The 15,218-nt window shown below is 57.6% G+C and carries 13 protein-coding genes; 5 read left to right on the top strand and 8 right to left on the bottom strand.

From position 1 onward, the window contains the following. Positions 1-42 precede the first annotated feature (42 nt). Positions 43-1,005: an HTH-type transcriptional activator IlvY gene (gene ilvY / locus EHO01S_RS12015; protein WP_024524182.1), complete on the top strand. Its 963-nt coding sequence runs from the start codon at positions 43-45 to the stop codon at positions 1,003-1,005. On the opposite strand, the gene ilvA is transcribed toward ilvY, so the two are convergent. The 6 genes from ilvA to ilvL all read right to left on the bottom strand — a co-directional run bounded on the left by ilvA (position 971) and on the right by ilvL (position 7,628). Beyond that, a complete protein-coding gene (ilvA, locus tag EHO01S_RS12020; RefSeq protein ID WP_024524183.1) occupies positions 971-2,515 on the bottom strand; it encodes a threonine ammonia-lyase, biosynthetic in 1,545 nt (514 codons plus the stop codon). The two genes, ilvY and ilvA, sit on opposite strands and share 35 nt — an antisense overlap. Continuing rightward, positions 2,512-4,368: a dihydroxy-acid dehydratase gene (gene ilvD / locus EHO01S_RS12025; RefSeq protein WP_024524184.1), complete on the bottom strand. Its 1,857-nt coding sequence runs from the start codon at positions 4,366-4,368 to the stop codon at positions 2,512-2,514. The genes ilvA and ilvD overlap by 4 nt, the downstream gene beginning before the upstream one ends. A gap of 108 nt (positions 4,369-4,476) precedes the next feature. Continuing rightward, positions 4,477-5,406 (bottom strand): branched-chain amino acid transaminase, encoded by a 930-nt coding sequence (locus tag EHO01S_RS12030; protein ID WP_024524185.1) that lies wholly within the window; start codon positions 5,404-5,406, stop codon positions 4,477-4,479. 49 nt (positions 5,407-5,455) lie between these two features. Next, complete coding sequence (ilvM, locus tag EHO01S_RS12035) at positions 5,456-5,746, bottom strand: acetolactate synthase 2 small subunit (RefSeq protein WP_005290111.1); 291 nt, start codon at positions 5,744-5,746, stop codon at positions 5,456-5,458. Continuing rightward, entirely contained in the window at positions 5,743-7,392 is a 1,650-nt protein-coding gene (gene ilvG, locus EHO01S_RS12040; RefSeq protein ID WP_024524186.1) for an acetolactate synthase 2 catalytic subunit, read from the bottom strand. The genes ilvM and ilvG overlap by 4 nt, the downstream gene beginning before the upstream one ends. Positions 7,393-7,529: 137 nt before the next feature. Continuing rightward, positions 7,530-7,628, bottom strand: a complete 99-nt coding sequence (gene ilvL, locus EHO01S_RS18385) for an ilv operon leader peptide (protein ID WP_071526333.1) — start codon at positions 7,626-7,628, stop codon at positions 7,530-7,532. A 484-nt stretch (positions 7,629-8,112) separates the two neighbouring features. Here ilvL and EHO01S_RS12045 point away from each other — a divergent pair, with 484 nt between their 5' ends. Continuing rightward, positions 8,113-9,636, top strand: coding sequence for a YifB family Mg chelatase-like AAA ATPase (locus tag EHO01S_RS12045; RefSeq protein ID WP_024524187.1), 1,524 nt, complete (start codon positions 8,113-8,115; stop codon positions 9,634-9,636). A gap of 60 nt (positions 9,637-9,696) precedes the next feature. On the opposite strand, the gene tdh is transcribed toward EHO01S_RS12045, so the two are convergent. Next, complete coding sequence (tdh, locus tag EHO01S_RS12050) at positions 9,697-10,722, bottom strand: L-threonine 3-dehydrogenase (protein ID WP_024524188.1); 1,026 nt, start codon at positions 10,720-10,722, stop codon at positions 9,697-9,699. 9 nt (positions 10,723-10,731) lie between these two features. Next, positions 10,732-11,928: a glycine C-acetyltransferase gene (locus EHO01S_RS12055; RefSeq protein ID WP_024524189.1), complete on the bottom strand. Its 1,197-nt coding sequence runs from the start codon at positions 11,926-11,928 to the stop codon at positions 10,732-10,734. Between the two features lie 306 nt (positions 11,929-12,234). Between EHO01S_RS12055 and rfaD the strand changes: the two genes are divergently transcribed. The 3 genes from rfaD to rfaC are packed head-to-tail and all read left to right on the top strand — an operon-like array spanning position 12,235 to position 15,214. Beyond that, positions 12,235-13,164, top strand: coding sequence for an ADP-glyceromanno-heptose 6-epimerase (gene rfaD, locus EHO01S_RS12060; RefSeq protein WP_024524190.1), 930 nt, complete (start codon positions 12,235-12,237; stop codon positions 13,162-13,164). 23 nt (positions 13,165-13,187) lie between these two features. Beyond that, positions 13,188-14,264, top strand: coding sequence for an ADP-heptose--LPS heptosyltransferase RfaF (gene rfaF, locus EHO01S_RS12065; RefSeq protein WP_024524191.1), 1,077 nt, complete (start codon positions 13,188-13,190; stop codon positions 14,262-14,264). Further along, a complete protein-coding gene (gene rfaC, locus EHO01S_RS12070) occupies positions 14,252-15,214 on the top strand; it encodes a lipopolysaccharide heptosyltransferase RfaC (RefSeq protein ID WP_024524192.1) in 963 nt (320 codons plus the stop codon). Before rfaF ends, rfaC begins: the two co-directional genes overlap by 13 nt. The last annotated feature ends 4 nt before the right edge of the window (positions 15,215-15,218 follow it).

Consider the following 15,218-nt stretch of genomic DNA (forward strand, 5'->3'; position numbering starts at 1 on the left):
GATGTTATTGCGTTTTTTGCAATGAAATCGCCGAGGACGAGTATGGATATCCGCGATCTCAAACTGTTTCTGCAACTGGCCGATAGCCGCCACTTCGCCCGTACCGCCGCGGCAATGCACGTCAGCCCCTCGACACTGTCACGCCAGATACAGCGCCTGGAGGAGGAGCTGGGACAACCGCTGTTATTGCGCGATAACCGTAATGTACGCCTGACCGCGGCCGGCGAGCAACTGCAAGACTTCGCCCGCCAGACCCTATTGCATTACCGCCAACTGCGCAGTGGCCTCGACAGCCAGGGCCTGGCGCTAAACGGTGAGCTGCACCTATTCTGCTCGGTCACCGCCGCCTACAGCCATCTCCCACCGATCCTCGACCGCTTTCGCGCCCATCACCCGCAGGTCGATATCCGCCTGACCACCGGTGATGCCGCCGACGCCGTCGATAAGGTACAAGGCGGCGCGGCGGATCTGGCTATCGCCGGGCGACCACAGACACTTCCCAATAGCGTGGCCTTCTTCCCCATCGGCGAAATCCCGCTACGTCTCATCATGCCGGCGCTGCCATGCCCAGTACGCCGCCAGGCACAATGCGCCCGACCGGACTGGGCGCAGATTCCCTTCATCCTGCCGCAACATGGTCCGGCGCGACAGCGCATCGACCAATGGTTCCGGCGCCGACGTATCCACACCCCACGCATCTACGCGACAGTGGCTGGTCATGAGGCCATCGTCTCAATGGTAGCCTTAGGCTGCGGCATCGCTCTGCTACCCGACGTGGTGATCGATAACAGCCCGGAGAGCATACGGGCGCGCATCATCACGCTGGATAATAGCGTCGCCATCGATCCCTTCGAGCTCGGCGTCTGTGTGCAACACAAACGCCTACGCGAACCACCGATCGCCGCTTTCTGGTCACTGCTGGCCGACACGGCCGCCTCCTGCATCACGACGCCCCGTGGCGTAACACCGTCTACCCTTGCAAGAAAAAGCGAAAGGCTGGATTAGCGCTCTCATCATGGCACTCATAACCCAGCTCCTTGAGACGTGCCTCGAAGTTGGCATCACTGTCCGGGCGCTCGAAGGCCGCCAATACTCGGCCGAAGTCGGTACCGTGGCTACGATAGTGAAACAGCGAGATGTTCCAGTCAGTTCCTAGGGTTTGGAGAAACTTGAGCAGCGCGCCTGGCGCCTCGGGGAACTCGAAGCTGTAGAGCCGTTCCTGTAAAGGCTTACCCGGCCGACCGCCGACCATATAGCGCACATGCAGCTTGGCCATCTCATCATCGGAGAGATCCACCACCTGGTAACCACCGCCGCGCAGTGAGGTCACGATCTCCTCACGCTCGCGTTGGCCGTTGGTCAAGCGCACCCCGACGAAGATGCAAGCTTGATCGGCGTCGGCGTAACGGTAGTTAAATTCGGTCACCGAACGCCCGCCCAATAACTGGCAGAAGGCCAGGAAACTACCCTTACGCTCGGGGATGGTCACCGCCAACAGCGCCTCACGCTGCTCGCCTAACTCACAACGCTCGGAGACATAACGTAGGCCGTGGAAGTTCAGATTAGCGCCAGAAAGCACATGAGCCAGATGCTCGCCGCGGATCGCGTGACGCTGGACATACTGCTTCAACCCTGCCAACGCCAGCGCGCCGGAGGGCTCCGCCACCGCACGAACATCCTCGAATAGATCCTTCACGGCGGCACAAATTGCGTCGCTGTCCACCGTGATCACATCATCCAAATAGCGCTGACATAGGCGAAAGGTCTCATCCCCGATACGCTTCACCGCGACCCCTTCAGCGAACAGGCCAACCCGATCCAACTCAACCGGTCGGCCAGCCTTTAACGCCGCACACAGGCAGGCGGAGTCTCGAGCCTCCACACCGATCACCTGCACCTGTGGCATCAGTTGTTTAATCAGTACTGCTACCCCGGCAGCCAGGCCTCCGCCTCCCACTGGCACAAAGATACGATCGAGATGAGCATTCTGCTGTAGCAGCTCCAATGCCAGCGTACCCTGACCGGCAATCACCGCTGGATGGTCGAAAGGAGGAATAAAGGTCAGTCCGCTTTCCTGCGCTAACCGCAAGGCATGGGCCTTGGCCTCATCGAAATTGGCACCGTGCAGCAATACCCGGCCACCGAAGCCTCGCACCGCCTCGACCTTAATATCCGCCGTCGCGCGCGGCATGACGATGGTGGCCGCCATCCCCAATTTGGCGGCCGACAGCGCCACCCCCTGAGCATGATTACCCGCCGAAGCGGTGATCACCCCACGCTCGCGCTGTGCCGCACTCAACCCGGCGATCATCGCGTAAGCACCACGTAACTTAAAACTATGTACTGGCTGGCGATCTTCGCGTTTTACCAGGATATGGTTGTCTAGGCGGGCAGAGAGTTTCTCCATCACCTGCAACGGCGTCACCTGTACCACCTCATATACCGGTGCGCGCAGTACCGCACGGAGGTATTCAGCGCCATCCGGTGCCGCGGAAAGCGGTTGTGTCTCGCTCATCGGTCCCCTCCCAGTTTGCTTCTGTCGCGTACCGCACCGCGGTCGGCACTGGTCGCCAGGCTGGCATACGCTCGTAAGGCCAGGGATACGGGCCGCTGACGGCTCCGCGGCGTCCAGGCCCGGTCTCCACGCGCCAACTCCTGCTGACGTCGCTGCGCCAGTTCGCTTTCGGGGATCGCCAAACGGATATGGCGCGCCGGAATATCAATCTCAATCGGATCACCGTCGCAGACTAAGCCGATGGCGCCGCCGCTGGCCGCTTCTGGAGAGACATGGCCGATGGACAGCCCCGAAGTACCACCGGAGAAACGACCGTCGGTGATCAACGCACACTGTTTGCCTAATCCCATCGACTTCAGATAAGAGGTAGGGTAAAGCATCTCCTGCATCCCCGGTCCCCCCTTCGGGCCCTCATAGCGGATCACCACTACGTCGCCCGCCTGGATCTGGCCTGTCAAGATTGCTTCAACCGCCGCCTCCTGGCTCTCGAAGACCCGCGCGGGGCCACGAAAGATCAGGCTATCATCGTCGACCCCAGCGGTTTTAACGATGCAACCGTCCACGGCTAAATTACCCGCTAAGATCGCCAGGCCGCCATCTTGGCTATAGGCGAACTCACGTGTCCGAATACATCCGGCCTGACGATCACGATCTAACGTCTCCCAACGGCATGACTGCGCGAAGGGTTCGGTCGTCCGCAATCCGGCAGGCCCGGCACGATAAAGACGTTGTACCGCTTCATCGTCGCTGCGCATGATGTCATAACGCGCCAACGTCTCGACCAGATCCAGCCCTAACACATTGACGACGCCGCGATTCAAGAGCCCCGCACGCTCCAACTCCCCCAAGATCCCCATGACCCCGCCGGCACGATGGACATCTTCCATGTGATAACGCTGAGTACTCGGCGCCACCTTGCACAGGTGTGGTACCTGGCGCGATAGGCGATCGATGTCGGCCAGGGTGAAGTCGACCTCGGCTTCTTGGGCCGCTGCCAGCAGATGCAACACGGTATTGGTTGAGCCGCCCATGGCAATATCCAGTGTCATAGCGTTCTCGAAGGCTGCCTTATTGGCGATGTTACGTGGCAACACCGAGGCGTCATCTTGCTCGTAATAACGCTGTGTCAGTTCGACGATGCGTCGCCCGGCCTCCTCGAACAATGCCCGGCGATCGGCATGGGTTGCCAACAGCGAACCATTGCCTGGCAATGCCAACCCCAAAGCCTCCATCAAACAGTTCATCGAGTTGGCAGTGAACATCCCAGAGCAAGAGCCACACGTCGGGCATGCGGCACGTTCAATCTGCGCGCTCTCTTCATCACTCACCTGCGGGTTAGCTCCCTGGATCATGGCATCGACCAGATCTAACTTGATCAGTTGATCGGAGAGACGCGTCTTGCCCGCCTCCATCGGCCCGCCAGAAACGAAGATCACCGGTATATTCAGACGCAACGCCGCCATCATCATACCCGGCGTGATCTTGTCGCAGTTAGAGATACAGACCATAGCGTCTGCACAATGGGCGTTAACCATGTACTCCACCGAGTCGGCGATCAACTCGCGTGAGGGGAGTGAATAGAGCATGCCGCCATGCCCCATGGCGATGCCATCATCCACCGCGATAGTATTAAACTCCTTGGCCACACCGCCGGCGGCTGCGATCTGCGCGGCCACCAGCCGCCCCAGATCGCGCAGGTGTACATGACCTGGCACAAACTGAGTGAACGAGTTCACCACCGCGATAATCGGTTTACCGAAATCCTCGTCAGTCATTCCGGTTGCGCGCCACAGCGCGCGGGCACCCGCCATATTACGGCCATGGGTGGTCGTGGCGGAACGATACTTAGCCATGTACAATTCACTCCCAGTGTCGCCCGCATCCGGCGGGCAGAGGTCAATCCATGGGCGCGGACGACGCCGGCACCCTACCAGTCTATCTGGCCCGGCATCGTGCCGAGCTTAGGGATTTACTACATCCAACCAACCGAAACGATCGTCGGTCTGACCGTTAAACAAGCCGAAGAAGGCCTGCTGTACCCGCTTGGTGATCGGGCCGCAACGCCCAATCCCGACCTGGATGCCGTCAACGCTACGTACCGGAGTGATCTCAGCCGCCGTTCCCGACATGAAGATCTCATCGGCCAGGTACAGCGCCTCGCGCGATAGCACCTGTTCCCGAACCTCCAGTCCCAATTCTTTCGCCAGGGTGATGATGGCGTCACGGGTGATCCCCGGTAAGGCGGCCGACGTAAACGGTGGAGTCAAGATCACCCCGTTTTTGACTATAAACAGATTCTCACCCGCGCCTTCAGACACGTAACCGTGGACATCCAGTGCAATCCCCTCTTGATAACCATGACGACGCGCCTCCGAGCCGACCAATAGCGAAGAGAGATAGTTACCGCCAGCCTTGGCGGCGGTCGGGATGGTATTCGGTGCTGCTCGGTGCCAAGAGGAAACCATGGCATCGATACCCTGATCCAACGCGGCTTCGCCCAGATAAGCGCCCCAAGGGAAAGCGGCGATGATGACATCGGTCTGGTAACCCGCTGGCGGATTCACCCCCATGCCGACATCACCGATGAACACCAACGGACGGATATAAGCGCTGGTCAGTTGATTGCGGCGTACGGTCTCCCGGCAAGCAGCCATCAACGCATCGACGCTGTAGGCAAGCGGCATGCGATAGATACGCGCCGAGTCATGCAAGCGCTGCATATGTTCCCGGTGGCGGAAGATGGCCGGGCCGCGATGAGTGTCATAACAGCGCACCCCCTCAAAGACCGAGGTACCGTAATGCAGCGCATGAGACATCACGTGAACCCGGGCCTCACCCCAGGGCACCATCTCGCCGTTGAACCAGATGTAATCCGCTTTCTTGGTGGTCATTGTGCTATTCCTTGTGGCGACCTGCGCCTAATGAGATAACGAGGACAATTCAGCCTAACGCCTGACGACAGGGCATCATGGGTCGGGGAGCGAGGGCACGAACCTCAACCTGGGCCACATCCAGCAGTTTGCTCAACTGAGACGACAGCAGACTGACGGGACGGGCGCTGGCGACGGTCAGCTCGATGTTGACACTGTCGCATTCACCGTCTTGCGCCATATGCATGGCACAGATCTCAAAACCGCGGTGACGTACCACACGCAGCACGCGCTCTAAGATCTCCGGACGGCGACGAGCCTGGATCGCCAGGTAGTGTTGGGATGAGGGATTCTGCATCATGATACGCTCTCCAGCATGGATTCATTGCCAGCGCCCGGCGGCACCAGCGGCCAGACATTTTCGAATTCGTCGATGGCGACCTGTAACAGGTAGGGGCCCGGCGTGGTAAACAAAGCCTCCAAGGCATCCGCGACCTGCGCCTTGTGGCTGATACGCTGCCCGGGAATACCGAATGCCTGCGCCAGGGTAAGAAAATCAGGATTATCGGAGAGATCGGTTTCGCTGTAGCGAGCATCAAAGAACAGTTGCTGCCACTGGCGCACCATTCCCAGCCGCTGGTTGTCCAGCAAGACGATCTTCAGCGGCAGGCGCGCCCGCTTGATGGTACCCAGCTCCTGCACATTCATCATGAACGAACCATCACCAGAGATGCAGATCACGCAATCGTCAGGACGCGCCATCTGCGCGCCAACCGCTGCCGGAATACCGAATCCCATGGTGCCGAGCCCACTAGAGGTGATGAAATCGTGGGGCTGGGCAAAACGCATATGTTGGGCGCTCCACATCTGGTGTTGCCCTACATCGGTGGTAACCACCGCCCGCGCCGGCTTGCGTTCAGAGAGCTGGCGTAGAAACAGGGGAGCATAGAGGGCTTCGCCCGGGTGATCGTAACGCCAGGCGTGTTGTGCTTTTAACTGGGCGATGTGTTGCTGCCAAGGAGCGATGGACAGCGGCATCGTCAATGCTGGCAACAGATGAGTCAACTCGCCGCATAGGGTCACATGCGCCTGACGCAACTTATTCAGCTCCGCCGGATCGATATCCAGATGGATCACCCGCGCCTGCGGCGCAAAAGCATTCAGACGCCCGGTGACACGATCGTCGAAGCGGGCACCGACGACCAATAACAGATCGCTCTGCTGTACCGCCAAATTGGCCGCCTTACTCCCGTGCATGCCCAGCATCCCCAGATAGCCAGGATGTGCATCGTCTGCCGCCCCCAGCCCCTTCAGCGTTGCCGCCACCGGCAAGCCGCTGCACGCGACCAACTCCCGCAATGCTGGCACCGCACCGGCGATGCCAACACCGCCACCAACATATAACACTGGACGCTGAGCGGTAGCCAACAGCGCCCGGGCTCGGGCTAAGTCTGCCGCCGGGCAGTCATGTGCGGCGACGTCAACGCTACGCAATGAGGCGGAGGGTTCGCCCTGCGCCAATTGAATATCCTTGGGAATGTCGATCAACACTGGGCCGGGACGCCCTTGGGTAGCAATGGCAAACGCCTGATCCATGATCGCCGGCAACTCGGCCAGCGATGTCACCATAAAGCTATGTTTGGTACACGCCAACGATAATCCCAGCACGTCCATTTCCTGAAACGCATCGGTCCCGATCAAACCGGAAGCAACCTGACCGGTAATCGCCACCAACGGAACCGAATCCATCATAGCATCGGCCAAGCCAGTGATCAGGTTAGTCGCTCCCGGTCCAGAGGTCGCAATGCAAACGCCAACACGACCACTGGCGCGGGCATAGCCGATCGCCGCCATCACAGCGCCCTGCTCATGCCGACACAGTAGGTGCGCCACACCGCCGTCATACAACGCATCGTATAACGGCATAATAGCGCCGCCTGGATAGCCGAATACCTGACTCACCCCTTGAGCACGTAACGCTTGTACTACCCACTGCGCTCCATTCATGATTAACTCTCCGACATCGCCCTAAAATACAGAATTTTATTCTGATTACTGACTTCCCTGCCCGGCCGGTCGCAGCGAAAAAAAAGAGCCCCCGAACCGGATGGTGCGGGGGCTCTTTTCTGACTCAGGCTTGATTATTAAGCCTTTATTCGTCCAAGTGCAGCCCCGCACGGTGGGATAATAATCACCACCACGCTAATCACGACTAGGCTAATCACTTGGACGAGTAGGCTCATAAATAGTGAAATCTGTTGTTTCGTTGCTCAGTGCTTAAAGAGTTATCATAGAAGTTCGCGCGCTGACAACCTTTTTTTGTACACCAATTGCACCACCCCTGGCGCAATATCGATAAAAACATTTATTTATCAATATGTTACAAATTAACTGTGCGCTGAATTTTTCTCCACCTGCGATGGAAGCACCGAACATGATAAGTTTCCTTTCAGTAGGATAGAGAGGTGATATCTCCATTGCTGTCACACCACGCTCCATGGCTCATGGTCTTTATTGTTTTCCTGATGCCGGCTTGTTGCATTGTTTTCGTTAACGTTGGCGAGGCGGGCGTGCCGCGTAAATCGGCAATGAGTTATTTTTAGTGTTGAATTGTGAAATGGCGTTACATATGCGCAACTTTCTTGCGTAACGCTACACAGCCTCGTTTGATAGTTACGCGCGACACCTGCACTTTACGCCATGATGGTGATGATAAGGAGGATCATCATGACACTGGCCAGTGTATACACCCGTGCCGCCCTCGGCATACAAGCTCCCGAAGTCAGGATCGAAGCACATATCGGCAATGGATTACCGGGTTTTACCCTGGTTGGTCTACCTGAAACGGCGGTACGCGAGGCAAAAGATCGCGTACGCTGCGCCATCCTGAACAGCGGATTCCAGTTTCCCGCCAAACGTATCACTCTCAATCTGGCTCCCGCCGATCTCCCTAAGGAGGGTGGACGTTATGATCTACCGATGGCATTGGCTCTACTGCTCGCTGCGGGGCAGCTCTCCAGCGTACGCACCATACATCACTATGAGTTTATGGGGGAGCTCGCCCTCTCCGGTGAGCTCCGCTCAGTACCGGGCATTCTACCGGCGGCAATCAGCGCCATACAGGCGGGCCGGACGTTAATCGCCCCCTGTGGCAACGCCGACGAGCTTGGATTGCTGGCCGCACCACGCCCCCCTATCGCCCCTTCCCTACTCGCCGTTTGCGCCTTCCTGCGCGAACAGGCTGTCTTGGACAGACCGCCGCCCCGCCAACCCAGCAATGACTATGCGTCTCTGGGGGATATGGCCGATATCATCGGCCAGGCGCAAGCCAGACGCGCCCTGGAGATCGCTGCCGCAGGCGGGCATAACCTGCTACTCCTTGGGCCTCCGGGTACCGGGAAAACCATGCTGGCCTGTCGTCTACCGGGGATCCTGCCGCCGATGACTCCCGATGAGGCGTTGGCGCAGGCAACAATCAGTAGCTTGGCCTATCCAGGTTCGGAGCAGACACGCTATGGCGTGCGTCCGTTTCGCGCACCACACCATAGCGCTTCGATGGCGGCACTGATCGGCGGCGGCTCATTGCCGCGCCCAGGCGAGATCTCCTTAGCTCATCACGGTGTCCTGTTCCTCGATGAGTTACCCGAGTTCGATCGACGCACCTTGGATGCCTTGCGCGAGCCGTTGGAGTCCGGCATCGTTCACCTTTCCCGTGCCCGCATCAAAGTCAGCTTTCCCGCCCGTGTGCAGTTGGTGGCGGCGATGAATCCCAGCAGCGCTGGACACGGGGCTGGCGCAGGGAGCCGAGCCACACCAGGTCAAGTTCTGCGCTACCTCTCCCGCCTTTCCGGGCCGCTGCTTGACCGCTTCGATCTCTCTATCGAAGTGCCGCTATTACCCGCAGGCATATTGGCCAGCCAACACGCGAACGGCGAAGACAGTGCCACACTGCGCCAACGCGTCACCGCCGTCCGGGCACGGCAATACGCCCGTAGCGGCCGGCTGAATGCACATTTGGAGGGGGTAGAGCGTGATCGTGTTTGCCGCCTAAGTACGCACGATGCATACTTCCTGGAACAGGCTCTGACCCGTCTCGGCCTGTCGGTGCGCGCCTGGCACCGTCTACTGAAAGTCGCCCGCACGCTCGCCGATATGGAAAGCATGGAGAACATCGCCCAACACCATCTGGCCGAAGCCCTAAGCTATCGCGCCATCGATCGACTTTTACACACGCTACTGCAAGGGGAGTAACCCACCGCCGCGCTCCGCAGCCAGTGGGCGTCATCCTATTAAAGAGGGGTATCGCGAGACTTATACCCAGTCAAGGATCACCTTGCCAGAGTGACCCGAGCGCATCGCGGCAAAGCCCTGCTGAAAATCGTCGATCGCGTAACGATGAGTAATGATCGGGGTCAGATCGAGACCAGATTGCAGCAATGCTGCCATCTTGTACCAGGTTTCAAACATCTCCCGGCCATAGATCCCTTTGATCACCAATCCTTTAAAAATCACTTGATTCCAATCGATGGCCATATCACCCGGAGGGATACCCAACATGGCGATCTTACCGCCATGGTTCATGGTCTCCAACATGGTGCGGAAAGCGGCCGGAGCGCCAGACATCTCCAACCCAACATCGAAGCCCTCCGTCATCCCCAAGGCTTGCATGACCTCCGCTAAAGATTCGCGACTGACGTTTACCGCTCGCGTTACCCCCATCTTGCGTGCCAGCTCCAAACGGTAATCGTTCACGTCAGTGATCACCACGTGACGCGCCCCGACATGACGGCACACCGCCGCTGCCATGATACCGATCGGCCCCGCACCGGAAACCAAAACATCCTCGCCAACCAGATCAAAGGAGAGGGCCGTATGCACCGCATTGCCGAAGGGATCGAAGATCGCCGCTAGCTCATCGGAGATATTGTCTGGGATCTTAAAAGCGTTGAAGGCGGGGATCACCAGATACTCGGCGAATGCCCCCTGACGATTAACACCAACGCCGATGGTGTTACGGCACAAATGGGTGCGTCCGGCACGACAGTTGCGACAGTGCCCGCAAGTAATATGTCCCTCACCGGAGACACGATCACCGATGCGGAACCCGCTAACCTCTTGGCCGACAGCGACCACCTCGCCAACATACTCATGGCCGACCACCATCGGCACCGGAATCGTCTTCTGCGACCAGGTATCCCAGTTATAGATGTGTACATCGGTACCGCAGATCGCCGTCTTACGGATCTTGATCATGATGTCGTTGTGCCCCAATTGCGGCAATGGGACATCGGTCATCCAGAGACCTTCTTCCGCATATAATTTGGATAAGGCTTTCATCATGCCTCCTTAGGCGATCACACCAAGCTGTTTACCGACACGAATAAAGGCGTCTACGGCCTGCTCGATCTGTGCTGGCGTATGCGCCGCCGACATTTGGGTACGGATACGCGCCTGCCCCTGCGGTACCACCGGATAGAAGAACCCCGTCACATAAATCCCTTCTTGTAATAGCAGATCGGCGAAACGCTGCGCCAACTTAGCGTCCCCCAGCATCACCGGAATAATGGCATGATCGGCACCCGCTAAGGTAAAACCGGCGGCCGTCATCTTTTCGCGAAATAGCCGGGCGTTATCCCACAACCGCGCACGCAGATCATCTCCTTGCGCCAGAAGCTCCAACACCGTTATGGAAGCGGCAACGATCGAGGGCGCCAATGAGTTAGAGAACAGATAGGGGCGTGAACGTTGACGCAGCCATTCAACGACTTCTTTCCGCGCAGCAGTGTAACCACCGGAGGCACCACCCAGCGCTTTGCCTAGAGTACCGGTGATAATATCGACACGATCCATCACCCCGCAGTATTCATGAGTCCCTCGCCCGTGCGCGCCGACGAAACCGACCGCATGCGAGTCATCCACCATCACCAGAGCATCATATTCATCCGCCAGATCACAGATCGACTTCAAATCGGCGATCACCCCATCCATGGAGAACACCCCATCAGTGGCGATCAGAATATGTCGGGCCCCCTCAGCGCGCGCCTGCACTAAACATGATTTTAATTGGTCCATATCGTTGTTGGCGTAGCGATAACGCCGGGCCTTACACAGACGCACGCCGTCGATAATGGAGGCGTGATTCAACGCATCAGAGATAATGGCATCCTCCGGCCCCAACAACGTCTCGAACAGACCTCCGTTAGCGTCGAAGCAAGAAGAATAGAGGATGGCGTCCTCCATTCCCAAAAAGGCGGCGATGTGTTGCTCCAACGCCTTATGACTGTCCTGCGTACCGCAAATAAAGCGTACCGACGCCATGCCGAAACCATGACTGTCCATGCCAGCCTTGGCCGCGGCGATCAGCGCCGGGTGATTCGCGAGCCCTAGATAGTTGTTGGCACAGAAGTTTAAGACATGACTGCCATCGGCCACGGCGATCTCCGCCTGCTGGGCAGAAGTAATGATACGCTCGTTCTTGTACAGCCCGTCAGCTCGCGTCATCTCAAGCTGCTGTGTGAGTTGCTGGTAAAAATCCGCCGACATGGGGTATCTCCTGAGTTCGATAGGCTAAATTCCGCGTTCATAGAAGCATCTTACTGCTGAAACAGTATTGAAACGAGTTTGTAACTTCTATAATGGTAAAGATGCAGCATCTATCACGTCACGTGACGAGGCAAGCGAGAATAGGTCACAAAGTGATTCCAATGCCGTAGACTTACTCCACCTCTTCACACGCTTTTTGCTTAACAAGCGCGCCCTCAGCGCTGATTGCCGGGCCATGAAATGCTATGATGGCGCCATCTATCGGCGCTTCGCGCGCTCTCGTTAGCTCATTGAAAGGTAAACCTCATGATTATTGTCACTGGCGGCGCCGGCATGATCGGCAGCAACATCGTTAAGGCATTGAACGATAAAGGCTATACCGATATTCTGGTGGTGGATAACCTCAAGGATGGCACCAAATTTGTTAACTTGGTCGACCTGGATATCACCGACTATATGGACAAAGAGGATTTCATTGCCGGAATCGTCGCGGGCGATGACTTTGGTGATATTGAGGCGGTATTCCATGAGGGCGCCTGCTCCTCCACCACCGAGTGGGATGGCAAGTATGTGATGGACAATAACTATCAATACTCGAAAGAACTGCTGCATTACTGCCTGGAGCGCCAAATCCCCTTCCTGTATGCCTCATCCGCGGCAACCTACGGCATGACCAATAAGTTCGTTGAAGATCGCCGCTACGAGGGCCCGCTGAATGTCTACGGCTATTCTAAGTTTCTCTTCGACCAATATGTGCGCCGTATCCTGCCTCACGCCGAATCACAGATCTGTGGCTTTCGCTATTTCAACGTTTATGGACCGCGTGAGGGTCACAAGGGCAGCATGGCGAGCGTTGCTTTCCATCTGAATACTCAGATCAATAATGGTGAAGCACCGAAACTGTTCGAAGGCAGTGAGCATTTCCGCCGCGACTTCATCTACGTCGGCGACGTCGCAGACGTCAATCTGTGGTTCTGGGAGAATTCGGTATCAGGGATCTTCAACTGTGGTACCGGCAATGCCGAATCTTTCCAAGCGGTAGCCGATGCCGTCGTCGATTTCCACCAGAAGGGCCAAGTGACCTATATCCCCTTCCCAGATAAACTGAAGGGGCGTTATCAGGCCTTTACTCAGGCTGATACGACGCAATTGCGCGCGGCCGGTTATACTCGACCGTTTAAAACCGTCGCCCAGGGTGTGCGTGAATACATGGAATGGCTAAACCGTAAGCCCTAATAGAGTAAGGAATTTCTAACAGTATGAAAATACTGGTGATCGGACCGTCTTGGGTCGGTGACATGATGATGTCACAGAGTCTGTACCGCACCCTGAAGGCGGAATACCCTGAGGCAGAAATCGATGTGATGGCACCCAACTGGTGTCGTCCGCTTCTTGAACGCATGCCTGAAGTGCATGACGCGATCGCCATGCCATTGGGGCACGGCAGCCTAGGACTCGGTGAGCGCTACCGCCTGGGGCGCCAACTGCGTGAGCGAGAATATGATCGCGCCTATGTGCTGCCCAACTCCTTCAAGTCGGCATTGATCCCTTTCTTCGCCCGCATTCCATTGCGCATCGGTTGGAAGGGCGAGATGCGCTATGGCCTCTTGAACGATCTGCGTCCGCTGGATAAATCGGCCTTCCCGCGCATGGTCGAGCGTTATGTCGCGCTGGCCTATCCGGCCGCGCGCGTACGGCGCGCCACCGATCTGCCTCAGCCTTTGCGCTACCCCGCCCTTCAGGTACGGGACGAGGAGATAGCCGAAACCGCCGCCGCCTTTAACCTGACGGATCATCGCCCAGTGATCGGTTTTTGTCCCGGAGCCGAGTTTGGGCCGGCAAAACGTTGGCCTCACTATCACTATGCCGTCCTGGCGCAACGCCTTATCACCCAGGGCTATCAGATAGCCCTGTTTGGCTCTGCCAAGGATCACGCTGCGGGTGAAGAAATTCGCCAAGCCCTGGATGAGGAAAGTCGAGAATACTGTCTGAATCTGGCAGGACATACTACGCTGGAGCAAGCCGTAGCGCTGATCGCCGCCTGCCAAGCCGTCGTCAGTAATGACTCTGGTTTAATGCATATTGCCGCCGCCCTCGATAAACCACTAGTAGCGCTCTATGGGCCCAGCAGCCCAGATTTCACACCACCGCTGAACCAACATGCCCAGGTGATCCGGCTGATCTCCGGCTACCATAAGGTGCGGCGCGGGAAGGGAGACACCGGCTACCACCAAAGTCTGATCGATATCACGCCGGATCGCGTCGAGCAAACGCTGCACGCTTTGCTGCGCGCCAGCGCGCAGACAAACAACGGGGAAGTTCAGTGCGCATCCTGATGGTAAAAACCTCCTCAATGGGAGATGTCATTCATACCCTGCCAGCATTGACCGACGCTCAACGGGCGATCCCTGGTCTACGCGTCGACTGGGTGGTGGAAGAGGGGTTTGCCCAAATTCCCAGCTGGCATGTCGCGGTCGATCGCGTCATCCCGGTTGCCATCCGGCGTTGGCGCAAAGCGCTATTCAGCGCACAGACCCGTCACGAGTGGCGACAATTTAAGCAACAACTACATCAGATGCACTACGATGCGGTTATTGATGCCCAAGGGTTACTGAAAAGCGCGCTGCTGGTCACTCGGCAAGCGTACGGAATTAAACACGGCTTCGATCGTGCCAGTGTCCGTGAACCGCTGGCTAGCCTGTTTTATGACCGTCGTCACGCCGTCTCTCGTCAGCAGCATGCCGTCGAACGCACCCGTCAGTTAGTGGCGCAGAGCCTGGGTTATTCATTGCCATCACAACATGGTGACTATGCCATTGCCCAGCACTTTACTCAGCAACGACCTCTCGATGCCGGACAGTATATGGTTTTTCTGCACGCCACCACCCGCGACGAAAAACATTGGCCAGAGGCGCACTGGCGAGAACTGATCGCCTGGGTCGGCAGCCATACCTCGCAACGCGTTAAATTACCATGGGGAGCGGAGCATGAACGTCAACGCGCCCTCCGCCTGTCCGCAGGATTTACGCATGTCGATGTCCTGCCTAAAATGACACTGGCCGAGGTGGCCAGCGTACTGGCAGGTGCCAGTCAGGTGATTTCCGTCGATACCGGCCTCAGCCATCTCGCCGCCGCGCTAGATCGGCCTAACATTACCCTATATGGCCCTACCGATCCGGGGCTTATTGGGGGCTATGGGATGGGGCAAGTATCGCTTATCTCGCCCAGCGGGCGCTTACAGGATTTAACCGCTGTGCGCGTGAGTCAACAAATCAACATCAATTGAGAAA

Origin of the sequence: Edwardsiella hoshinae NBRC 105699 = ATCC 33379 (assembly GCF_000474215.1) — a bacterium.
In the GTDB taxonomy this organism is placed as follows: Bacteria; Pseudomonadota; Gammaproteobacteria; order Enterobacterales; family Enterobacteriaceae; genus Edwardsiella; species Edwardsiella hoshinae.